Origin of the sequence: Azoarcus sp. TTM-91 (assembly GCF_012911025.1) — a bacterium.
GTDB lineage: Bacteria > Pseudomonadota > Gammaproteobacteria > Burkholderiales > Rhodocyclaceae > Azoarcus.
This window is the reverse complement of record NZ_WUEI01000016.1, coordinates 16,694-38,160: the sequence shown is the minus strand read 5'-3', so window position 1 is coordinate 38,160 and position 21,467 is coordinate 16,694. Positions and strand designations below refer to the sequence as shown.

23 protein-coding genes are annotated in these 21,467 nt (G+C 66.1%); 14 read left to right on the top strand and 9 right to left on the bottom strand.

The window, feature by feature from the left end; all coding sequences use genetic code 11:
* The first annotated feature begins 37 nt into the window (after window positions 1–37).
* The 5 genes from rsmG (at window position 38) to GRF61_RS07090 (ending at window position 3,057) form a co-directional block, all read left to right on the top strand.
* Window positions 38–676 (top strand): 16S rRNA (guanine(527)-N(7))-methyltransferase RsmG, encoded by a 639-nt coding sequence (gene rsmG / locus GRF61_RS07110; RefSeq protein WP_169149976.1) that lies wholly within the window; start codon window positions 38–40, stop codon window positions 674–676.
* 78 nt (window positions 677–754) lie between these two features.
* The gene (locus GRF61_RS07105) at window positions 755–1,525 is read left to right on the top strand and encodes a ParA family protein (RefSeq protein ID WP_133594579.1); all 771 of its coding nucleotides are present in this window, start codon (window positions 755–757) and stop codon (window positions 1,523–1,525) included.
* 11 nt (window positions 1,526–1,536) lie between these two features.
* A complete protein-coding gene (locus GRF61_RS07100; RefSeq protein ID WP_169149975.1) occupies window positions 1,537–1,830 on the top strand; it encodes a nucleotidyltransferase domain-containing protein in 294 nt (97 codons plus the stop codon).
* A gap of 35 nt (window positions 1,831–1,865) precedes the next feature.
* Window positions 1,866–2,189, top strand: a complete 324-nt coding sequence (locus GRF61_RS07095) for a HepT-like ribonuclease domain-containing protein (RefSeq protein WP_248281150.1) — start codon at window positions 1,866–1,868, stop codon at window positions 2,187–2,189.
* 4 nt (window positions 2,190–2,193) lie between these two features.
* Window positions 2,194–3,057 carry a ParB/RepB/Spo0J family partition protein gene (locus GRF61_RS07090; protein ID WP_169149973.1) on the top strand — a complete coding sequence of 288 codons (864 nt, stop codon included), beginning with the start codon at window positions 2,194–2,196 and terminating at the stop codon, window positions 3,055–3,057.
* A 25-nt stretch (window positions 3,058–3,082) separates the two neighbouring features.
* Here the strand turns inward: GRF61_RS07090 and GRF61_RS07085 are convergent, their stop codons facing one another.
* The 5 genes from GRF61_RS07085 to GRF61_RS07065 form a co-directional block, all read right to left on the bottom strand.
* The gene (locus tag GRF61_RS07085; protein ID WP_169149972.1) at window positions 3,083–5,821 is read right to left on the bottom strand and encodes a DUF2339 domain-containing protein; all 2,739 of its coding nucleotides are present in this window, start codon (window positions 5,819–5,821) and stop codon (window positions 3,083–3,085) included.
* Window positions 5,822–5,840: 19 nt separating this feature from the next.
* Window positions 5,841–7,739, bottom strand: coding sequence for an MFS transporter (locus tag GRF61_RS07080; RefSeq protein WP_169149971.1), 1,899 nt, complete (start codon window positions 7,737–7,739; stop codon window positions 5,841–5,843).
* On the bottom strand, window positions 7,736–9,013 hold the full coding sequence (locus GRF61_RS07075; protein WP_169149970.1) for an amidohydrolase family protein: 1,278 nt from the start codon (window positions 9,011–9,013) through the stop codon (window positions 7,736–7,738). Before GRF61_RS07075 ends, GRF61_RS07080 begins: the two co-directional genes overlap by 4 nt.
* Window positions 9,013–11,157 (bottom strand): bifunctional acyl-ACP--phospholipid O-acyltransferase/long-chain-fatty-acid--ACP ligase, encoded by a 2,145-nt coding sequence (aas, locus tag GRF61_RS07070; protein WP_169149969.1) that lies wholly within the window; start codon window positions 11,155–11,157, stop codon window positions 9,013–9,015. The genes GRF61_RS07075 and aas overlap by 1 nt, the downstream gene beginning before the upstream one ends.
* Before the next feature lie 89 nt (window positions 11,158–11,246).
* Window positions 11,247–11,513, bottom strand: a complete 267-nt coding sequence (locus GRF61_RS07065) for a metalloregulator ArsR/SmtB family transcription factor (protein WP_248281148.1) — start codon at window positions 11,511–11,513, stop codon at window positions 11,247–11,249.
* 253 nt (window positions 11,514–11,766) lie between these two features.
* On the opposite strand from GRF61_RS07065, the gene GRF61_RS07060 reads away from it, so the two are divergent.
* The 9 genes from GRF61_RS07060 (at window position 11,767) to GRF61_RS07020 (ending at window position 18,664) form a co-directional block, all read left to right on the top strand.
* Window positions 11,767–12,105: an ATP synthase subunit I gene (locus GRF61_RS07060; protein ID WP_169149967.1), complete on the top strand. Its 339-nt coding sequence runs from the start codon at window positions 11,767–11,769 to the stop codon at window positions 12,103–12,105.
* A 2-nt stretch (window positions 12,106–12,107) separates the two neighbouring features.
* A complete protein-coding gene (gene atpB / locus GRF61_RS07055; RefSeq protein WP_169149966.1) occupies window positions 12,108–12,959 on the top strand; it encodes a F0F1 ATP synthase subunit A in 852 nt (283 codons plus the stop codon).
* A gap of 62 nt (window positions 12,960–13,021) precedes the next feature.
* Window positions 13,022–13,267, top strand: a complete 246-nt coding sequence (atpE, locus tag GRF61_RS07050; protein WP_002925444.1) for a F0F1 ATP synthase subunit C — start codon at window positions 13,022–13,024, stop codon at window positions 13,265–13,267.
* Window positions 13,268–13,307: 40 nt separating this feature from the next.
* On the top strand, window positions 13,308–13,781 hold the full coding sequence (locus tag GRF61_RS07045) for a F0F1 ATP synthase subunit B (RefSeq protein WP_133594589.1): 474 nt from the start codon (window positions 13,308–13,310) through the stop codon (window positions 13,779–13,781).
* 3 nt (window positions 13,782–13,784) lie between these two features.
* Entirely contained in the window at window positions 13,785–14,318 is a 534-nt protein-coding gene (locus tag GRF61_RS07040) for a F0F1 ATP synthase subunit delta (RefSeq protein ID WP_169149965.1), read from the top strand.
* A 13-nt stretch (window positions 14,319–14,331) separates the two neighbouring features.
* Window positions 14,332–15,870: a F0F1 ATP synthase subunit alpha gene (gene atpA / locus GRF61_RS07035; protein ID WP_169149964.1), complete on the top strand. Its 1,539-nt coding sequence runs from the start codon at window positions 14,332–14,334 to the stop codon at window positions 15,868–15,870.
* Between the two features lie 21 nt (window positions 15,871–15,891).
* The gene (gene atpG, locus GRF61_RS07030) at window positions 15,892–16,761 is read left to right on the top strand and encodes a F0F1 ATP synthase subunit gamma (RefSeq protein WP_169149963.1); all 870 of its coding nucleotides are present in this window, start codon (window positions 15,892–15,894) and stop codon (window positions 16,759–16,761) included.
* 24 nt (window positions 16,762–16,785) lie between these two features.
* Window positions 16,786–18,186 carry a F0F1 ATP synthase subunit beta gene (atpD, locus tag GRF61_RS07025; protein ID WP_169149962.1) on the top strand — a complete coding sequence of 467 codons (1,401 nt, stop codon included), beginning with the start codon at window positions 16,786–16,788 and terminating at the stop codon, window positions 18,184–18,186.
* A 52-nt stretch (window positions 18,187–18,238) separates the two neighbouring features.
* Window positions 18,239–18,664, top strand: a complete 426-nt coding sequence (locus GRF61_RS07020; RefSeq protein WP_169149961.1) for a F0F1 ATP synthase subunit epsilon — start codon at window positions 18,239–18,241, stop codon at window positions 18,662–18,664.
* A 77-nt stretch (window positions 18,665–18,741) separates the two neighbouring features.
* Here GRF61_RS07020 and GRF61_RS07015 read toward each other — a convergent pair whose 3' ends face one another.
* From GRF61_RS07015 to GRF61_RS07000, 4 genes are read right to left on the bottom strand one after another with little or no spacing between them, the layout of a single operon-like run.
* Window positions 18,742–19,314, bottom strand: a complete 573-nt coding sequence (locus GRF61_RS07015; protein ID WP_169149960.1) for an SCP2 sterol-binding domain-containing protein — start codon at window positions 19,312–19,314, stop codon at window positions 18,742–18,744.
* 39 nt (window positions 19,315–19,353) lie between these two features.
* The gene (locus GRF61_RS07010; RefSeq protein ID WP_169149959.1) at window positions 19,354–20,238 is read right to left on the bottom strand and encodes a TIM44-like domain-containing protein; all 885 of its coding nucleotides are present in this window, start codon (window positions 20,236–20,238) and stop codon (window positions 19,354–19,356) included.
* Window positions 20,239–20,258: 20 nt separating this feature from the next.
* On the bottom strand, window positions 20,259–20,996 hold the full coding sequence (gene ubiE / locus GRF61_RS07005; RefSeq protein ID WP_169149958.1) for a bifunctional demethylmenaquinone methyltransferase/2-methoxy-6-polyprenyl-1,4-benzoquinol methylase UbiE: 738 nt from the start codon (window positions 20,994–20,996) through the stop codon (window positions 20,259–20,261).
* 7 nt (window positions 20,997–21,003) lie between these two features.
* Window positions 21,004–21,426 (bottom strand): DUF971 domain-containing protein, encoded by a 423-nt coding sequence (locus GRF61_RS07000; protein WP_169149957.1) that lies wholly within the window; start codon window positions 21,424–21,426, stop codon window positions 21,004–21,006.
* Window positions 21,427–21,467: the final 41 nt, after the last annotated feature.

The window sequence follows — 21,467 nt, the reverse complement described above, 5'->3', positions numbered from 1 at the left end:
TAACACGCCGCGAGGCAGACTTCGGGAAGAAACCGGCTTGAGCGCGCTCGCCCCCTACGCCGGCCAGCTGGCCGAAGGCTTGGCCGCGCTCGGCCTGGACGTGGCCGACGCCACCCGTGCCCGCCTGCTCACCTACGGCGAACTGCTGCTGAAGTGGAACCGGGTGTACAACCTCACCGCCATCCGCAGCCCGCAGGAAGTGGTCACCCATCACCTGCTGGATTCGCTGGCGGTGGCGCCCTGGCTGGGCAAGGTGCAGCGCCTGGCCGACATCGGCTCCGGCGGCGGCCTGCCCGGCATTCCGCTCGCCATCCTGCGGCCGGAACTGGCGGTGAGCTCGGTGGAAACGGTCAACAAGAAGGCCAGCTTCCAGCAGCAGGCGAAGATTGAGCTCGGGCTGGGCAACTTCCAGCCGATCAACGTCCGGGTGGAGAACCTGCAGCCGGAGCAGCCCTTCGATGGCGTGATCTCCCGCGCCTTCTCCAGCCTGGGCGATTTCGTCCGGCTTGCCGGCCATCTGGTGGCCGACGGCGGCGCGTTGTACGCGATGAAGGGCCTGCGGCCGGACGAGGAACTGGGCGCGCTGCCCGCCGGCTGGGCGCTGCAGGCCATGCATGCGCTGGCGGTGCCCGGCCTGGATGCCGAGCGCCATCTGCTCGTCCTCGTGCGCACGTGATGCGCCGCCGATCGACTAAACTCCCGGAGTCGCGCCGCCGGCGCGATCTCCCGAAGCAAACTGCATAGCACCCGGACCATGGCCCGTATCTTCTGTGTCGCCAACCAGAAAGGCGGGGTGGGCAAGACCACCACCTGCGTCAATCTCGCCGCCGCCCTGCACCAGGCCGGCCAGCGCACCCTGCTGGTGGATCTGGACCCGCAGGGCAACGCCACCATGGGCAGCGGGGTGGACAAACGCGGCCTGCAGCAGTCGGTGTATCACCTGCTGGTCGGCCTCGCCGCGCTGGGCGAAGCCAAGGTGGTGTCGCCCACCGGCGGCTACGACGTGCTGCCCGCCAACCGCGACCTCGCCGGCGCCGAAGTGGAGCTGGTCGATCTCGACCAGCGCGAGAAGCGCCTGCGCAACGCCCTGAAGGAGCACGACGCCGATTACGACTTCGTGCTGATCGACTGCCCGCCCTCGCTCTCCATGCTGACGCTGAACGGCCTGTGCGCCGCCCACGGCGTCATCATCCCGATGCAGTGCGAGTACTTCGCGCTGGAAGGCTTGTCCGACTTGGTGAACACCATCAAGAAGGTGCACGCCAACCTCAACCGCGACCTCAAGATCATCGGCCTGCTGCGGGTGATGTTCGATCCGCGCGTCACCCTGCAGCAGCAGGTTTCCGCCCAGCTCGAGGATCATTTCGGCGACAAGGTGTTCAGCGCCATCGTGCCGCGCAACGTGCGCTTGGCCGAAGCGCCCAGCCACGGCATGCCCGGCGTGGTGTTCGACCGCGCGTCCAAGGGCGCGCAGTCCTACATGGCCTTCGCCGCCGAGATGATAGAGCGGGTCAAGACCCTCTGAGGACGCCGACCATGGGCCGCCTGCTCGACGAACTGATCGCCCGCCGCGAGGAAGTGCTCGCCTGCCTCGCCCGCCACCGCGCGGCCAATCCGCGGGTGTTCGGCTCGGTGGCGCGGGGGGAGGAGGCGGAGGGGAGCGATGTCGATCTGCTGGTGCAGATGCCGGGCGACGTGTCCTCTTTCGAAGTGGTGCGCTTGAACGAAGCGCTGGCCGACCTGCTGGCCCGGCGCATCGATCTGGTGCTCGAAGACGAGCTGCATCCGGCGCTGCGCAGCCGGGTGCTGGCGGAAGCGAGGACCTTGTGACCCAGCCGCGCGACCCGGAACCGCTGTTGATCGACATGCTGGGCGCGGTGGACGAGATCGAGCGTTTCGTCGCGGAGGGACGGGAGGTCTTTCTCGGCGATCTGCGGACCCGGCGCGCGGTGGAACGCAGTTTCGAGATCCTTGGCGAGGCCGCCGCCCAGATGCCTCAGGCGCTGCGCGACGCCAGCCCGGAAGTGCCGTGGCGCATCGTCATCGATCACCGCAACCGCCTGATCCACGGTTACGCCTCCATCCAGCCGGCGCGCCTGTGGCAAACCATCGTCAGCGACCTGCCCTCGCTCAAGGCGGGGCTGATGCGCGTCCTAACCCGTATCCGGGCCCTTCGGCCCGAAGAATGAAGCCATGACTCCACCCAAACTCAAAGGCCTGGGCCGCGGCCTGGATGCCCTGCTGGCCGCCAACCGCGACGACGAAGCCGAGAAGGGCGAGCTGCAGACGCTGCCTGCCGACGCCCTGCAGCCGGGCAAGTACCAGCCGCGTACCCGCATGGATCCCGGCTCGCTGGAAGAGCTGGCCGCCTCCATCAAGGCCCAGGGCGTGATGCAGCCCATCCTGGTGCGGCCGATCGAACCGCAGGACGGCCAGCCACGCTACGAGATCATCGCCGGCGAACGGCGCTGGCGCGCGTCGCAGATCGCCGGCCTGCTGGAAGTGCCCTGCCTGGTGCGGGAGATTCCGGACGAAGCCGCGCTGGCGATGTCGCTGATCGAGAACATCCAGCGCGAAGACCTCAATCCGCTGGAAGAGGCCGCCGGCATCCAGCGCCTGATCGACGAATTCCACATGACCCACCAGCAGGCCGCCGACGCCGTCGGCCGCTCCCGCCCGGCGGCGAGCAACCTGCTGCGCCTGCTCAACCTCGCCCAGCCGGTGCAGGAGCTGCTGATGGCAGGTGACATCGACATGGGCCACGCCCGCGCGATGCTGCCGCTGGATGGTGCCGGCCAGATCCAGCTCGCCAACCAGGTGGCGGCCAGGCAGCTGTCGGTGCGCGACACCGAGCGCCTGGTGCAGCAGACGTTGAATCCGCGCCTGAAAAAGGCCGCGGCTGCGCCGGATCGCGACCTGCTGCGCCTGCAGGAAGAACTCTCCGACACCCTGGGCGCTACCGTGCAGATCAAGGCCAACAAGAAGGGCGCCGGCGAAGTCAGCATCCGCTTCGGCAGCCTGGACCAGCTCGACGGCCTGCTCGGCCGCCTGCGCTGAGCCGCGCCGCAGCGCGCATCCACAGCTAGGCCGGCGGCGTACCGTCGGCCGCCTTGCCGCCGGCCTTCTCGCCCTCCCGCGGCGGCAGCGGCGAGAAGTAGCCCACCACCAGCAACACCACGCCGGCGCCGATGAAGGCGACGATGCGTTCCAGAGTGCCGCTGGCCGCCATGTCCACCAGGAAAAGCTTGGCCACCACCGCCGCCATCAAGCCGGCGCCGGCCAGCCAGGGCAGGCGGCTGCCGCGGCGGTTGGCCAGCAGCATCAGGCTCAGGCCGAGCAGCGCCCAGAACAGCGACAGTCCAGTCTGGCTGCGGCTGTCGGCGAGCAGCGCAAGCGGCTCCCAGGGCAGACCGCCCAGCTGATGCATGGCCCGCAGCAGTACCCCGTTGGCGACGACGAAGGCCAGCGCGGCGAGCAGCCAGCGCAGGCGATCCAGCACCGTGGCCGCCACCAAGTCCTGGCGCCGCAGCGCGCGCAGCCACAGGGAGATGGCGCCCAGTGCCGCCACCAGCACCAGCTCCAGCGGATTCAATAGCGGCAGATAGGACAGCGGTGCAGGATCGCCGGCGCTGAGCAACTGCAGCGTGAGACTCCACAGCGCCAGGCCGGTAGCCAGCGGCGCGCCGGCTGAGATCAGGTAGGCCAGCCGCCACTGCTGCATTGGCCAGCGCTGCCCGCGCGACAGGCGGACCAGCAGGCCCAGCAGCAAGGCCGCCGGCAGCGCCAGTGCGGCCAGTGCCCAGGCCTCGCCCAGCTCCGGCGTCTGCAGCCGCAGACCGATATCCCGCGCCAGCGCGACCGCGACCAGCACCACACCGGCGCCATGCAGATGGCCGAGCAGCGGCGTGGGGAGCGGGCCGCGCTCCAGGGCGCGCAAGGCGTGATAGTGGGCGGTGAGCGCCAGCGGCCAGGCCAGCCAGCCCAGGTGTTCCGAAGGCGGCACGCCGTAGCTCCAGGCCTGCAGCAGGTTCAGCACCATGCCGGCCAGCGGCAACAGGCCCGCCAGCCGCAATCCGCTCCAGTCCAGCCGGCCGGCGGCCCAGGTCGCGATGGCCGCGGTGGCGGCGAAGAACAGCAGCTGGGCGGCCGGGCGCAGGCCGGTGTAGAGATGGGCATCGATTTCCGCCCAGCCGCCCGCCAGCCACCACAGCAGCGCCCAGCCCAGCAAGCCCAGGCCAACAGCCGGCGGGCAGCGCCGGGCTTCGCGATGGGCGAACCAGGCGCTCAGCAGGCCGGCGGCGGCGATCAGGCTGCTGCCCAGCCAGGCGCTGTTGAGCAGCGGCAAAGCGCGCAGCGCGCCGTCTTGGCTCAGGGCTTCGGCGAACATCAGGCCGGCGCCCAGTTGCAGCAGCAGGCCAGCGGCGCTCGCCAGCCAGCGCCGCTGGCGCAGGCCGACCCACCACAGTGCCGCGCCTTCCAGCGCCCAGGCGGCGGCGCTCCAATGGCCGCTCACCGCCAGCGGAATGGCCAGGGTGGCGAAGGCGATGCCGAGGGCGAACAGGGCGTCCCGCAGCGGGCCGAGTTCGCTGCGGCCAAGGCGGTGCAGACTGGCGGCGAGCAGCAGGTAGAGCGCGCCGGCGGCGGCCGCGCTCCAGGCCAGGCCGTAGCGCAGGTCATGCACCAGCGCCGCCTGCAGGCCGAAGGCCACCGCCGGCACCGCGAACAGCAGCAGGGTGTCCACCCGCGGCGCATGCCGCCAGGAATAAGCCAGGGCGGCGGCGAGATACATCAGCCAGAACAGCAGCAGGAAGGGCTCGACCGAGCCGAAGTGGGCCGGCTGGTAGTAATGGAAGCCCCAGGCAAGGCCGATGCCGAAGGTGAACAGCGCACCGGTGAGGTTGAGGCCGCGCCAGGCCCGGCGCCAGGCGAGCAGCAGGATGCCGGCGTTGAGCAGGGCGTAGTAGCCGAACAGCTGCACATGGTTGCCGGCGCCGGTGGAGGTGAGGATGGGCGCGGCGAAGCCGCCGGCGCTGCCGATGATGGCGAGCACCGGCGCATCCTGCCGCAACGCCAGCCAGGCGCTGATGGCCACCAGCGCCACCATCAGCGCCAGCGCCTGCCCCGCCTCCAGCACGCCATACAGCCGCAGCGCGGCAAAGCTCACCAGGTAGAGCACGGCGATGCCGCCACCCTGCAGGCTGAGGGCGTAGCCGCGGCGGCGTTCGCGCAGGCGCCAGCCCACGGCCGCCAGCACCAGGCCGACTCCGGCGATGCCGCCCAGCCGCAGCGCCGGCGGCAGCTGAAAGTTCTCGGTGGCGTAGCGGGCGAGGAAGGCGAGGCCGAAAAACAGCACCAGCAAGCCGGCGCGCACCATCAGGTTGCCGCCGAACAGCCAGGCGCGGAAGCGCTCATGAAGGGCGTCGAGATCGAAGCTGTTGTCGGCGCCGGCTGGTGCCGGGCGAGTTGTGGCCGGCGAAACCGGTGCAGGTGCAGTGGCTTCGTTTGTGGCCGCAGGCAGATCGAGGTCGAAGTGCAGCGTTTCCTCTGCCGCTGTCGGTGCCGGTGCATTGCCCGGTTTGGATGGAAGCGGAGGCGGCACGAGGGCGGACTGCGGCTGCGCCATGTCCTGCCGCAGCTGCCGGCGCAGCGCAACGAGCTCCGTCTCCAGTGCCGACAGGCGTTTCTCCTGCTGGTCGAGGCGGTCCTGGCGCAGTTGCAGGCTGCCGACCAGTCCGCCCAGCAGCGCGCCGGCCAGCAGGCCAGGGACTTCGCCCAGCCAGCCGGCCGCGGCGCCGGCGAGTATCCACAGCAGCAGCTTCATCGCTGGCGTTCTCCCTCGATCAGGCCTGGGCGCCGCGCAGCTCGGCGACGCGCCGTTGCAGGGCATCCGGCGTGGCGTCGGCGGCGGCCAGCGCTTCGCCGCACACCAGTTCGATGCGGTTGAAGAGGCCGCGGCGCAGCGGCCGTGTCATCGCCTTGCCGCCCTTGCGCGAGAAGAAGCTGCCCCACAGCCCGCGCAGCGCCATCGGCACCACCGGCACCGGGTTGCGCTCCAGGATGCGGCGCACGCCGGGGCGGAAGGTATCGATCTCGCCGTCCTCGGTCAGGTGGCCTTCCGGGAAGATGGCGATCAGCTCGCCGGCATCCAGCGCGGCGGCGATATCGTCGAAAGCGCGGGCGGCCATCGCCGGATCGACCTTGGGCGAGGCGATGGGAATCGCCCGGCTCTCGCGGAACAGGAAGCGCAGCAGCGGCCAGCGGAAGATGTGGTGGTGCATGACGAAGCGGATGGGCCGCGGGCTGGCGGCGGTGATGACCAGCGCATCGACGAAGCTCACATGGTTGCACACCAGCACCGCCGGCCCTTTCGCCGGTACATGGTGCATGCCCTGCACTCGCAGCCGGTAGATGCTGTGCACCAGCAGCCAGACCAGGAAGCGCAGCAGGAACTCCGGCACCAGGGTGTAGATATAGACAGCCACCGCGACGTTGAGCAGGCCGGTGACGAGGAAGAGCTGCGGTACGTTCAGCCCGGCGGCGAGCAGGCCGGCGCCCATGCCGGCGGCCACCACCATGAACAGGGCGTTGAGGATGTTGTTGCCGGCGATGATGCGGGAGCGGTGCTCCGGCTCGCTGCGGCTCTGGATCAGCGCATACAGCGGCACGATGTAGAAGCCGCCGAAGATGCCGATGGCAAGCAGGTCGAACAACACCCGCCAGGTGCCGGCGCGGGCCAGCAGTTCGGCGATGGGCGCGGCGGCGGCCGTGGGGCTGATCCCTGCCGGGCTGGCCCATACCGGGCTGGCCCACCACAGGTCGAGGGCGAACAGCGACAGGCCGATGGAACCGAAAGGCACCAGGCCGATCTCCACATGGCCAGTGGACAGCCGCTCGCACAGCAGCGAGCCGATGCCGATGCCGATGGAGAACACCGCCAGCAGCGTCACCACCGCGTTCTCGTCGCCGCCCAGCACGTCCTTGGCATAGGCCGGGAACTGGGAGAGGAAGACCGCGCCGTAGAACCAGAACCAGGAGATGCCGAGGATGGCGAGGAAGACGCTGCGGTTGCCGCGGGTGAAGCGCAGGTTGCGCCAGGTTTCGGTCAGCGGGTTCCAGTTGATGCGCAGCGCCGGCGCGGCGGCGGGCGCCGCCGGGATGCCGCGGCAGGCGAGGTAGCCCAGCACCGCCAGGATCATGACGACCACCGACACCCACACCGTGCCGTGCTCCATCGCCACCAGCAGGCCGCCCGCCAGCGTGCCGATGAGGATGGCGATGAAGGTGCCGGACTCCACCAGCGCGTTGCCGCCCACCAACTCTTCCTCGTGCAGGTGCTGCGGCAGGATGGCGTATTTCACCGGCCCGAACAGCGAGGCCTGGGCGCCGGCGAGGAACAGGCAGGTGAGCATCAGCGCCAGCGATTCCACCGCGAAGGCGACGCAGGCCAGCGCCATGATGGCGATCTCCAGCAGCTTGGTGAAACGGATCAGCCGGCTCTTCTCGTACTTGTCGGCGATCTGGCCGGCGGTGGCGGAGAACAGGAAGAAGGGCAGGATGAAGAGCCCGGCGCACAGGTTCACCAGGATGCCCGGCGACAGCGTGGTGTAGCGCGCGGCCTGGAAGGTGAGCAGCACCACCAACGCATTCTTGTAGACGTTGTCGTTGAAGGCGCCGAGGAACTGGGTGAAGAAAAAGGGCAGGAAGCGGCGTTGGCGCATCAGCGCGAACTGGTGACTCATGCGGCACTCCGGTTGGAATCGGCCAGATGATCCATGAAATGGCGGCGCGTTTCGAATATCGCGGTGGCAAGGCTGCGGCCGCGCGAGCGTAACCGGCGCTTGAGGGCGAAGTCGAACAGGATGGGGTTGTGGTGGCGCAGGCGTTGCAATGCCGGTACCGCGGCGGCGTCCAGCAGCCGCTCGCTCACCAGCCGTTCCAGCGGGATCAGCGGCACGATGCCGGGCAGCGGGTAGTCGCTGCCGAACAGCAGGCGGTCGTGCCATTCCTGGCGTTCCACCAGGCTGCGGACGACTTCCGGTTCGCGGTTGGCCAGGGTGATGGCGGAGATATCGCCCAACAGCCGGCCGGCATGCTGAGGCTCGTCCATCATGCGGGCGAAGAGGTCGAAGGTGGGCAGGCGCGGGCCGGTGTCGCCGCCGTGGTCGGTATCGATGTCGCTGCCCAGGCTGCCGCAGTGGGCGACCACCACCCGCACGCCATGCTCCAGCGCGCGGCGCAGGCGCAGCGGGCTGGACCACTCCGGCCGGCCCGGGCCATGCACCGCGCGCTCCTCGCCGACGTGGGTGATCAGCGGCAGCCGCAGCCGCGCGAGTTCGGCATAGAAGGCATCGCAGCGCGGTGAGGCCGGGTCTATGCCCATCACCGGCGGCAGCCACTTCACCGCCCGGGCGCCCTGGGCCGCGGCGGTGCGCAGGGCGGCGACCGCGTCCTCGCGCCAGGGGTGGATGGAGCAGGCCCACTCGAAATGCTGCGGCAGCGCGGCGGCCACCTCGCGGGCATAGGCATCCGGCACATGCAGGCCGCTTTCCAGCGGCAGCGGCCGGCCGTCGGCATCGTGAGCGCGGTCGAAGGCGTACAGCAGCAGCTTGAAGCCCGCGGGCGCGGCCAGGCAGAGGTTGTGCAGGCGGGCGATGTAGCTGTCATCGACCCGGCCGGGCGCCTGATCCACGCAGCCGGCGTTGAGGTAGAACAGCTTCTGTGCGTACTGCTGGGGATGCAGCAGCGAATCCATCGCCGGGGAGACTTCGATGCCGCGGCCGGAATCGCCGGTGCCGGCGAGGTGCACATGCATGTCCCAGACGGCGCTGGCGTCCACGCCCTCCCAGGCGGCGGCGAGCAGCTCGTGGACTGCGGGATCGGCGGGCAGATCGGCCAGGCAACTGTTCAGCAGCCTGGTGCGGGAGGCCACGGCCGCGCCCAGGCCGGCGGTGAGGGCGAGGCCGGCGCCGGCGAGCAGCAGCCGGCGGCGCAGCGGCGAGCGGGGCGCGTCCATCAGGCCGCCTCCGCCCATTGCTTCAGGGTTACGTAATCGATCTTGCCGGTGCCCAGCAGCGGCAGCGCCGGCACGGTGACGATGCGCCGCGGCACGGCGAGCTCCGGCCAGCCGCCGGCGCGGGCGGCGCCTTGCAGTTGTTCCCGGTTCAGCGCGGCATCGGTGGAGAACAGGATGATGTTCTCGCCGCGCGCCGCATCAGCCAGCGCGGTGGCGGCGTGGCTGGCATGCGGCGCCGCCTGCACCGCCAGCTTCTCCACCACCTCCAGCGACACCATCTCGCCGGCCACCTTGGCGAAGCGCTTCACCCGGCCGACGATGCGCAGGAAGCCGTCGTCGTCGACATCCACCACGTCGCCGGTCTCGTACCAGCCGGCGCCCAGTTCCGACGTGGCCGGCTGCAGTTCGCCCGGCCGCTCGCAACGCAGGTAGCCGGACATCAGGTTGGGGCCGCGTACATGCAGCATGCCGCCGTGCTCAATGCCCGGCACCGGGATCAGCTGCGCCTCCACGCCCGGCAGCAACTGGCCGACGGTGCCGCTGCGATAGGCCATCGGCGTATTGACCGCCAGCACCGGCGCGGTCTCGGTGGCGCCGTAGCCTTCGAAAATGCGGATGCCGAACTTCTCGAACCAGGCCTCCCGCACCGACTCCGCCAGTTTTTCGGCGCCGGCGATGACATAGCGCAGGCGGTAGAAGTCGTAGGGATGGGCGAACTTCGCATAGTTGCCGAGGAAGGTGCCGGTGCCCAGCAGCACGGTGCAGCCGCGGTCATAGGCCAGTTCGGGAATCACCCGGTAGTGCAGCGGCGAGGGATAGAGGAAGACGTCCGCGCCCGACAGCACCGGCAGCAGGGCGCCGCCGGTGAGGCCGAAGGAGTGGAACAGCGGCAGTGCGTTGAGCATGCGGTCTTCCGGCGAGATGTCGATCACCGCCCGCACCTGGGCGATGTTGGCCAGCAGCGCGCGCTGGGCCAGCACCACGCCCTTGGGTTTGCCCTCGGAGCCGGAGGTGAACAGCACCACCGCCGGGTCTTCCGGGGACAGCCGGCTGGTGGCCAGGCGCGGGAAGCGCAGCGCCCACAGCACCAGCCACAGCTTGTCGCCCAGCGTCACCGTTTCCCGCAGGTCTTCCAGGTAGATCAGCGCCACGCCGGTGAGCGCCGTCAGCTTCTCCTCCAGCCGCGCCTGGGTGACGAAGGCGCGCGAGGTGATGACGGTGCGCAGGCAGGCGGCGGTGCATGCTGCCTGCAGGCCATCGGCGCCGGCGGTGTAGTTCAGCATCGCCGGCACGCGGCCGAAGGCATTGAGGCCGAAGATCAGGCCCAGCGTCGGTGCCAGGTTGGGCAGCAGCACGCCCACGCGTTCGCCGCGGGCGCTGTGGCGGGCGGCGAGGTGGCCGAGCATCAGCGTCATCTTCAGCAGATCGCCGTAGCTGTATTCGATCTGCTTCATGTCCTCGATCACCGGCCGGCTGCGTCCGTGGGTGGCCGCGGCGTCCAGCAGGGCTTCGAACAGCGTTTGCTCGGGGCGGGAGGCGAACAGCATCTCCTGCATCAGCCGCCGCATGGCCTCGCCGGCAAGTCGGCGACGCTGGCGCGCGGTGGGGGCTGGCGGCATGTCGATGCGGGTGGCCGGCTGCAGGTTCAGCGCGATGCGCGGCAGCAGCCGGCGCGGATGACGCCCGGCGACGCGAGAAAAGTGGCTGCGGCCAGCGCCCTCCACCCGCAGCGGCAACACGGTGGCGCCGGTGCGCGCGGCGACGAAGGCCGGGCCTTCGTAGACCTTCATCAGGCTACCGGTGGTGGTGATGCGGCCCTCGGGGAAGATCACCACCGGCCGGCCGGATTCGAGCAGGCGGATCACCCGCTTCATCGCCATCGGATTGGCCGGATCGACCGCCAGATGGTCCACCAGCGCGAGCATCGCGCGCAGCCAGAAGCGCCGGGTGACGCCGGTATGGACGACGAAGACCGGATCGAGCGGCAGGAAAAGCCCGATCAGCAGGCCGTCGAGGAAGGATTCATGGTTGGCGACGATCAGCAGGCGGGAGGCCGGCTGCAGATGCTGCAGACCTTTGATGCGGACGCGGAAAAGCAGGTGGAACACCAGGCGGAGAGCGGATTTCAGAGCGGCTTTCAGCATGACGGCAGAACCCACGGCGGGATGGAATGCCGCGCATCATGCCCTTGTCGTGACTACATGTCGAGACATTTCGACATGTAGTCACGAAGTCAGAGATGCTCTTCGAGATAGGCCCGCGTGTTGTCGAAGGTTTCCGCCAGGAAAGGCTTGTTTACCCAGAAGAAGACTTCCTTGCCGAGCTTCTCCGAGGCCAGCACGCCGGCTTCGCGCAGGATCTTCAGATGATGGGACACCGCCGGGCGCGACAGTGTGGATACGGCCACGATCTGGCTGACGTTGAGTCGCTCGCCGCGCTCGAAAGTCAGCAGGATGCGCTGGCGGTGCTCATCGCCCAGCGCGGTGAAGACGCGGGACATGTGCTGCCATGCTTCAGGAATGGCTCGGGAATAGTCCTTGTTCATGTCCAAATGTTCATGAAGGTAAGCATGCATTGTCAATCCAGACGACTTTGGTGCGGAGCCGCAAAATGCAAAGGCCCTCCCATATAAATGGCTATGCCGAACTGCCAAAAAGCCTGGGTTTCAGGTTTGACTTTGATGTGGTTAACCCCTAGTATGCGCGGGATTTTTCGGCGGCCACCCAGTGCCGGCTGATGCCGGTGAAATTGCGATGCTGAAAGCGGTACTCCTTCAGTTGGGTGCGACCCTCCTGGCAACGGCCATTGCGGCCTTTTTTTTCGGGCTGCGCGGGGCGATATCCGCCGCCGCCGGTGGCATGGCCTGTACTTTGCCGGGATGGATTTTCGCGCTTCGCCTGAAAGTGCTGGCAAAAAGATCCGGGGCTAGTGTGGCTGCTTTCGTCGTAGGCGAGCTCATCAAGGTTGCCTCGATAGTGGGATTGTTGGCGTTGATTCTGGTCCTGTATCCGGACGTCCATTGGGGCGCTCTGTTGATTGGACTGATTCTGGCGCTCAAAGCGAATTTATTTGCATTTTTGGTGAAAACCTGACCATGGCTACAGAAGGGCACGCTCCCACCGCATCCGAGTACGTCGTTCACCACCTGACGCACCTCAACAACACCGGCCACGCACAACAGAACATCGTCGACTGGTCCGTCATCAACCTCGATTCGATGTTCTATTCCATCGTAATCGGCCTCATCACCGTCTTCATGCTGTGGCTCGCTGCCCGCAAGGCCACCTCCGGCGTCCCGGGTCGCTTCCAGGGCTTCGTGGAGCTGCTGGTCGAAATGGTGGCCGATCAGGCCAAGGGCATCATCCACAGCGCCGAATCCCGCAAGTTCGTCGCGCCGCTGGCGCTCACCGTGTTCGTATGGATCTTCCTGATGAACGCGATGGACCTGCTGCCGGTGGATCTGCTGCCGCGCATCTGGGAAGGCATCTATGCGGCGGGTGGCGGTGATCCCCATCACGCCTACCAGCGCGTCGTCGCCACCGCCGACTTGTCGGCCACGCTGGGTATGTCCTGCGGCGTGCTGCTGCTGTGCCTCTACTACAACGTCAAGATCAAGGGTTTCGGTGGCTGGGTGCACGAACTCTTCACCGCTCCTTTCGGCAACCATCCTCTGCTCTATCCGATCAACTTCGCGATGCAGATCATCGAGTTCGTTGCCAAGACCGTGTCCCACGGCATGCGGCTGTTCGGCAACATGTACGCCGGCGAGCTGATCTTCATCCTGATCGCGCTGCTGGGCAGCACCGCCACCGTGTTCGGCTTCGTCGGCCACGTCGTTGCCGGTTCGATCTGGGCGATCTTCCACATCCTGATCATCACCCTGCAGGCCTTCATCTTCATGATGCTGACCCTGGTGTACATCGGTCAGGCCCACGAAGGTCACTGATCCCGCTTTCGCAGTACTGGTTTCAAAGCTTCAACCATCTTTACTTTAACTAAGGAGTCGTCATGGAAAACGTTCTGGGTTTTGTTGCGCTGGCTGCTGGTCTGATCATCGGTCTGGGCGCCATCGGTGCTTGCATCGGTATCGGCATCATGGGGTCCAAGTACCTCGAAGCCTCCGCTCGTCAGCCCGAGCTGATGAACGCGCTGCAAACCAAGATGTTCCTGCTGGCCGGCCTGATCGACGCAGCCTTCCTGATCGGCGTCGGTATCGCGATGATGTTCGCCTTCGCCAACCCGTTCCAGCTCTGATCGGTTCGAGTTCCTCTAACATCACTGAGGGCCTAGAACAGTGAATCTGAACGCAACCCTGATAGCCCAGCTCGTTGTGTTCTTCATTCTGGCGTGGTTCACGATGAAATTCGTGTGGCCGCCCATCGTGAAGGCACTCGACGAGCGCGCGAAGAAAATCGCGGACGGGCTGGCAGCTGCGGACAAGGCCAAGGCCGATCTGGCTCTCGCCGAGAAGAAGGTCGTCGAGGAACTGCGCAAGGCCCGCGAATCCGCGGGCGATGTGCGGGCCTCCGCTGAAAAGCAGGCGAGCCAGCTGATCGACGAGGCGCGTGCCGAAGCCTCCCGCATCGTGAGCCAAGCGCGTGAAGCCGCGGAGGCCGAAGCCGGCGCCGCCGCCCAGCGTGCCAAGGAAGCCCTGCGCGACCAAGTCGCCAACCTGGCGGTTGCCGGTGCGGAGAAGATCCTGCGCCGTGAAATCAACGCCCAGGTTCATGCCGAGCTGCTTGCCAACCTGAAACAGGAACTGCAATAAGTCATGGCCGAGAACGTCACCATCGCGCGTCCCTATGCCGATGCCGCCTTCGAGCTGGCTCGCGGGGCGGGTGCGCTGGGGCCTTGGTCGGAAGCACTGGATCGGCTTGCCTCTGTGGCGGCCGATTCTTCCATGCGGGCCTGCATTACCGATCCCAATCTGTCGACTGACCAGCTGACGAAGCTGGTCGAAGACGTGGCCGGTAACCTGTCCGCTGAACAGCAGAACTTCGTCCGCATCCTCGCGGAAAACGAACGCCTGCAGGTGCTTCCCGAGATCCGTGACCTGTTCGTTGCGCTTAAGAACGAACAAGAAGGTGTCCTGGAGGCGCAGATCGCCTCCGCCTTCCCCCTCGACGATGCCGCTCTGGCTGCGCTGAAGGCCGACCTGGAAGCCCGCTTCCACGCTCAGCTGGATGTGACTGTCAGCATCGACCCCCAGCTCATCGGTGGGGTCCGCATCGCCGTCGGCGACGAAGTGATCGACGCCTCGGTCCGCGGCAAGCTCGCGAACATGGCCGCTGCGCTCAAGAACTAGGAGTTATCGCAAAATGCAACTCAACCCCTCTGAAATCAGTGATCTGATTAAGAGCCGGATTCAGAACCTGCAGCTCGCCGCTACGTCGCGCAACGAGGGCACGGTGGTTTCCGTCACCGACGGCATCACCCGTATCCACGGCCTGACCGACGTCATGCAAGGCGAAATGCTGGAGTTCCCCGGCAATACCTTCGGTCTGGCGCTGAACCTCGAGCGCGACTCCGTTGGTGCGGTGGTGCTCGGCGAGTACGAGCACATCACCGAAGGCGACACCGTCAAGGCCACCGGCCGCATTCTCGAAGTGCCCGTCGGCCCCGAGCTGATCGGTCGCGTCGTGAATGCGCTGGGTCAGCCGATCGACGGCAAGGGCCCGATCAACGCTAAGCTCACCGACAAGATCGAGAAGGTCGCACCGGGCGTTATCGCCCGCCAGTCCGTCTCGCAGCCGGTGCAGACCGGTCTGAAGTCGGTTGACTCCATGGTGCCGATCGGCCGCGGTCAGCGCGAGCTGATCATCGGCGACCGCCAGACCGGCAAGACTGCCGTGGCCGTGGATGCCATCATCAACCAGAAAGGCCAGGACATGTTCTGCGTCTACGTGGCGATCGGTCAGAAGGCTTCGACCGTTGCCAACGTGGTGCGCAAGCTGGAAGAGCACGGTGCGATGGAATACACCATCGTCGTCGCCGCGACCGCTTCCGAGTCCGCCGCCATGCAGTACCTGTCGGCCTACGCCGGCTGCACCATGGGCGAGTACTTCCGCGACCGTGGTCAGGACGCGCTGATCGTCTATGACGATCTGACCAAGCAGGCCTGGGCGTATCGCCAGATCTCCCTGCTGCTGCGCCGTCCGCCGGGCCGCGAAGCCTACCCGGGTGACGTGTTCTACCTGCACTCCCGCCTGCTCGAGCGCGCTGCGCGAGTGAACGCTGACTACGTCGAGAAGTTCACCAACGGCGAAGTGAAGGGCAAGACCGGTTCCCTGACCGCGCTGCCGGTGATCGAAACCCAGGCCGGCGACGTGTCCGCCTTCGTTCCGACCAACGTCATCTCGATCACCGACGGCCAGATCTTCCTGGAAACCGACCTGTTCAACGCCGGTATCCGTCCCGCGATCAACGCCGGTATCTCGGTGTCCCGCGTCGGCGGTGCCGCCCAGACCAAGGTCGTGAAGAAGCTGTCCGGCGGTATCCGTACCGACTTGGCCCAGTACCGCGAACTCGCCGCGTTCGCCCAGTTCGCTTCCGACCTGGACGATGCGACCCGCAAGCAGTTGGAGCGCGGCCGCCGTGTTACCGAGCTGATGAAGCAGGCTCAGTACGCGCCGTTGTCCATTTCCGACATGGCTGTGACCCTCTACGCGGTCAACAACGGCTACTTCGACGACGTCGAAGTGTCCCGCGTGCTGGCGTTCGAATCCGGTCTGCAGCAGTTCGTGAAGTCCAAGAATCCTGACCTGGTGGCCAAGATCGCAGCGACGAAGGAACTCGATGGAGAAGGCGAGAAGGCTCTCGTCGCCGCCATCGCCGAGTTCAAGAAGAGCTGGGCCTGAGGCCGCTGACGGAGACGGAATATGGCTAGCGGTAAGGAAATCCGTACCAAGATCAAGAGCGTGCAAAACACGCGAAAGATCACCAAGGCCATGGAAATGGTGGCCGCATCCAAAATGCGCAAAGCGCAGGACCGGATGCGTGCCGCCCGTCCCTATGCCGAAAAAATCCGCCGACTCGCCGCGAACCTGTCCCAGGCCAATGTGACCGATTACAAGCACCCCTTCTTGGTCCAGAAGGACCAGGTCAAGCGGGTGGGGCTCATCCTGGTGACCACCGACAAGGGTCTTTGCGGTGGTCTCAACACCAACGTCCAGCGTATTGCGCTGAATGCCATGAAGGAATGGGACGCCGCTGGCGCCACCGAGATCCGTGCCTGCTGCATCGGCAACAAGGGTTTCGGCTTCATGCAGCGTATGGGCGCGAAGGTGGTGTCGCATGTCGTGCATCTGGGCGATACGCCGCATCTGGAAAAGCTGATCGGTCCGGTCAAGGTGATGCTCGACGCGTTCCAGAACGACGAGCTCGACGCGGTTTACGTGGCCTACACGCGCTTCATCAACACCATGAAGCAGGAGCCGGTGCTGGAGCAGTTGCTCCCGCTGTCGGGCGAAAAGCTCGGTACGCCGGATACCTCTTGGGATTACCTCTACGAGCCGGATCCCCAAGTGGTGATCGACGAAATGCTGGTGCGTTACGTCGAGGCACTGGTGTATCAGGCGGTCGCGGAGAACATGGCGTCCGAACAGAGCGCACGTATGGTGGCGATGAAGGCCGCATCCGACAATGCCAAGAACGTGATTGGCGAACTGCAGCTGGTCTACAACAAGACCCGCCAGGCCGCGATCACCAAGGAGCTGTCGGAAATCGTTGGTGGCGCCGCTGCGGTCTAACGGATTATTGATTAAGGAAAGACGATGAGTAACGGTACTATCGTTCAGTGCATCGGCGCGGTGGTGGACATCCAGTTCCCGCGCGACGCGATGCCCAAGGTGTATGACGCCCTGAAGCTTGACGACGCCACCGACTCCTTTGCCGAAGTTGGCTTGACCTTCGAGGTCCAGCAACAGCTCGGCGACGGCGTGGTGCGTACGATTGCCCTGGGTTCCTCCGACGGCCTGCGCCGCGGCATGAAGGTGTCCAACACCGGCAAGCCGATCTCGGTGCCGGTTGGCCACGGTACGCTGGGTCGCATCATGGACGTGCTCGGCCGCCCGATCGACGAGGCCGGCCCGGTCGAGACCGACGAGCTGCGCGCGATCCACCAGAAGGCCCCGAAGTTCGACGAACTGTCCCCGTCCGTGGAACTGCTCGAGACCGGCATCAAGGTTATCGATCTGATCTGCCCGTTCGCCAAGGGCGGCAAGGTCGGCCTGTTCGGCGGCGCCGGTGTGGGCAAGACCGTGAACATGATGGAGCTGATCAACAACATCGCCAAGCAGCACTCGGGCTTGTCGGTGTTTGCTGGCGTGGGCGAGCGTACCCGTGAGGGCAACGACTTCTACCACGAAATGAAGGACTCCAACGTTCTGGACAAGGTTGCGATGGTGTTCGGTCAGATGAACGAACCCCCGGGCAACCGTCTGCGCGTTGCGCTGACCGGCCTGACCATGGCCGAGCGTTTCCGCGACGAAGGCCGCGACATCCTGTTCTTCGTGGACAACATTTACCGCTACACCCTGGCCGGTACCGAAGTGTCTGCGCTGCTGGGCCGTATGCCTTCCGCTGTGGGCTACCAGCCGACGCTGGCGGAAGAAATGGGCCGTCTGCAGGAGCGCATCACCTCCACCAAGGTCGGTTCGATCACTTCCATTCAGGCCGTGTACGTGCCCGCGGATGACTTGACCGACCCCTCTCCGGCGACCACCTTCCTGCACTTGGACTCCACCGTCGTGCTGTCGCGCGACATCGCCGCTCTGGGTATCTACCCTGCGGTCGACCCGCTCGACTCCACCAGCCGTCAGCTGGACCCCCTGGTTGTTGGCGAAGAGCACTACAGCGTGGCTCGCCAGGTTCAGCAGACCCTGCAGAAGTACAAGGAACTGCGCGACATCATCGCGATTTTGGGGATGGACGAACTGTCTCCCGAAGACAAGCTGTCCGTGGCCCGCGCGCGTAAGATCCAGCGCTTCCTGTCGCAGCCCTTCCACGTTGCCGAAGTCTTTACCGGCTCCCCGGGCAAGTACGTGTCGCTGAAGGACACCATCGCTGGCTTCAAGGCGATCGTCAGCGGCGAATACGATCACCTTCCCGAGCAGGCCTTCTATATGGTCGGCGGCATCGAGGAAGCGATCGAGAAGGCGAAGAAGCTGCAGTAATGCGCCCTCCGCGCGGGCCTTGGGGCCCGCGCGGTTTTGAAGAGGACATACCATGGCAATGACGGTTCACGTCGACATCGTCAGCGCGGAAGAGCAGATTTTTTCCGGGCTAGCGGAGTTCGTCGCGCTGCCGGGTGAGGCGGGCGAGCTTGGCATTCTGCCTGGTCACATGCCGCTGATGACCCGGATCAAGCCGGGCGCAGTGCGGGTGAAGGTGCCGAATCAGGCGGAGGAAGAGCTGGTTTTTGTGGCGGGAGGCATGTTGGAGGTTCAGCCGGGTCTGGTGACCGTGCTGGCCGATACGGCAATCCGCGGCAAGGACCTGGATGAAGCCAAGGCGCTGGATGCCAAGAAGAAGGCAGAGGAAGCGCTGGTCAATCAAGGCTCCGAGATCGACTATGCCAAGGCTCAGGCTGAACTGGCCGAGGCGGTGGCTCAACTGGCGGCGATCCAACGTTTGCGCAAGCGCGGTCACTGATCCGCGCGAGGGCTTCAATAAGAAAGGCGGTCGAGAAATCGACCGCCTTCTTTTTTGGTTGTTTTTGCAGGCGAATCTTAGTTCTTCAGCCGGGCAACCCGCTTGTCCAGCCGGGCCACGGCATCCCGCAGGGCGACGATATCGCTGGAGAATTGTGAGAGCGTGCCTTTGGCGAGCAGCGTTGGCTTCTCTTCCGTTAGGTACTCGGCGAGATTGGCGCCGCCCCGCGCCAGTGCGTGGCGGGGAAGCTGGGCCAAGGCCTTGCCGCCTTCCACCAGTCGGTGTGCAGCAATGTCGCCAATGATATGGGACAGATCTTCTTCGACATCCCAGCGCAGGTGGCGGAACACGAAGCCCAGCGCATCCGCAAAGTCGGCGTTTCCCTCGACCCTGACGTGACGCATGATGCCCTCAAGGCCATTGGGGAGGGCTCCGGGAAGCTCGCTTAAAGGTACCGTCAGTTGCACGTCAGCGGCCTCTTCACCCGCCCATTCGGCGAAATGGCCATCGGCGGAAATGGAGAAGCTGACGTTGAACGATCCCGCAGACAGGCGCGCGGTACGGCCGGCGTGAGGCATCAGGCGGTCGCGTGCCCATTTTGCGCTGGTCAGCAGGTGGTTGCTGCCCGAGAGAAAGAGATTCGAAAGCATGAATGAAAAAGGGCGGACTTATTTGCCCGCCCCGCCTGTTTAGCTGATTTGCTGGATGCCGGCGATGCGCCAGCCTTCGTTGCCGGCTGCCGGCTTGGTCAGGTGCCAGATTTCATCGAAAGCCGTTGGTGCGGCTTCGGCCTCTTCGCGGAGCAGGCCATTGAAGCGCACGCTGACGATGTAGCGGGCGGATTCTTCGACCACATCCACGACTTCTGCATTCAACTCGACCACGTCGGTGCGCTGTTGCATCGGACCACGTTCGGTCAGCTGCATGCGGATCTCGGCGAACATTTCCGGCGTGGTGAACTCGCGGATGTCGTCCAGATTGCCGGCGTCGTTTGCCGCCTGCAGACGGATGAAGTTCACCTTGGCCTGACGGGCGAAGCCTTCTGCGTCGAAGTCGGCTACTGCTTGGGAAACTGGCGCCCGGGCGGGCCCTCCAGTTGCGCTGCCCGTGGGTTGTGCCGGCGGTGCGTAGGGCGGAACGCTGTTACTGCCAGCACCGGCTGCTGCGCCGGCGTACTGCATGCCGTTGCCGGGGCCATTGGCCGCCTTGCGACGGAACAGCAGGCGGAACAGGATGACCGCGCCGACCACGAGCAGCAGCATCATCATGAAGGAGGCCATTTCTTCACCCAAGCCGAGGTGGGAGAAGAGGGCTGCCAGGCCCAGACCGGCGGCGAGGCCGGCGATGGGGCCCATCCAGGAGCGCTTGGGTTGGGCGGCGGGCGGCGTGGCGGCCTGCTGGCGGTTGAGGTTCTGCTGCGGTGTCGCGGCCGGCTGGCGCGGAGCGCTCGGCGGCGTCATCTGCCGTTGCATGCCGGAACTGCCGCCGCCGCCAAGGCGCTTGGCTTCGGCCTCAGGCAGGCCGAAACCGAAACTGATGATGGCAACGAGCATGGAAAGGATCAACTGCTTCATGGGGGGGAGGTCTCCTGGTTTCAGATCTTGTAACCGCGGTGCAGGGCGACGACGCCCGCGCTGAGGTTGAAGTAGTCGACACGAGAGAGGCCGGCTTGTTCCATCATGCTCTTCAGTTCTTCCTGGCCCGGGTGCATGCGGATGGATTCGGCGAGGTAGCGGTAGCTGTCGGCGTCGTTGGCGACCTTGTCGCCCATCCACGGCAGTATCTTGAAGGAGTAGAGATCGTAGAGCGGCGCCAGCGGCTTCCACACACGGGAGAACTCAAGCACCAGCAGGCGGCCGCCGGGGCGCAGCACGCGGCGCATTTCCGCCAGTGCGGCGTCCTTGTGCGTCATGTTGCGCAGGCCGAAGGCGACGGTGACGCAGTCGAACCAGTCGTCCGGGAAGGGCAGTTTTTCTGCGTCGCATTGGGCCACCGGCAGCGGCTGGCCCTTGTCGTAGACGCGATCGCGCCCACGGGACAGCATGGCGTGGTTGATGTCGGTCAGCCAGACCTGGCCGCGGGGGCCGACCTTGCGCGAGAAGGCCAGCGACAGGTCGGCGGTACCGCCTGCCACATCCAGCACGCGGTCACCTTCGCGGACCCCCGAGATCTGGATGGTGAAGGCCTTCCAGAGGCGGTGCAGGCCGAAGGACATCAGGTCGTTCATGACGTCGTAGCGCTGGGCGACCGAGGAGAAGACCTCCTTGACCTTGTCCTTCTTCTGTTCTTCGGCGACGGTCTGGAAGCCGAAATGGGTAGTCTTATCGCTCATCGGAAACTCAGTGGTGGTGGCCGCAGCCGCCTTTGGGCGCTGGCGGGGGAACGTCCTTGGAGTCGCGGCTGCCGCCTTCCTGGGCGAGCCGGTCGAGGTAGGTTTGCCACAGCGTGGCCTGGTCGCGCCCCAGCATGTAGAGGTAGTCCCAGGAATAGAGGCCGCTGTCGTGGCCGTCGGAGAAGCTGGGCTTGAGGGCATAGTTGCCGACCGGTTCCAGCCCGAGCACTTCCACCTCGCGCTTGCCGAGTTGCAGCACTTCCTGGCCGGGGCCGTGGCCCCGGACTTCGGCGGAAGGGGAATACACGCGCAGGAATTCGAAGGGCAGCTCGAATCTACTGCCGTCGTCGAAGGCGATTTCCAGGATGCGTGACTTGCGATGCAGGGTGATCGCAGTAGGAAGCGGGGTGTCCTTGTCCAGTCCGGCCATGGCTGCAGCCTCAATTACGAGGCGCCCATGATACCCGAAGG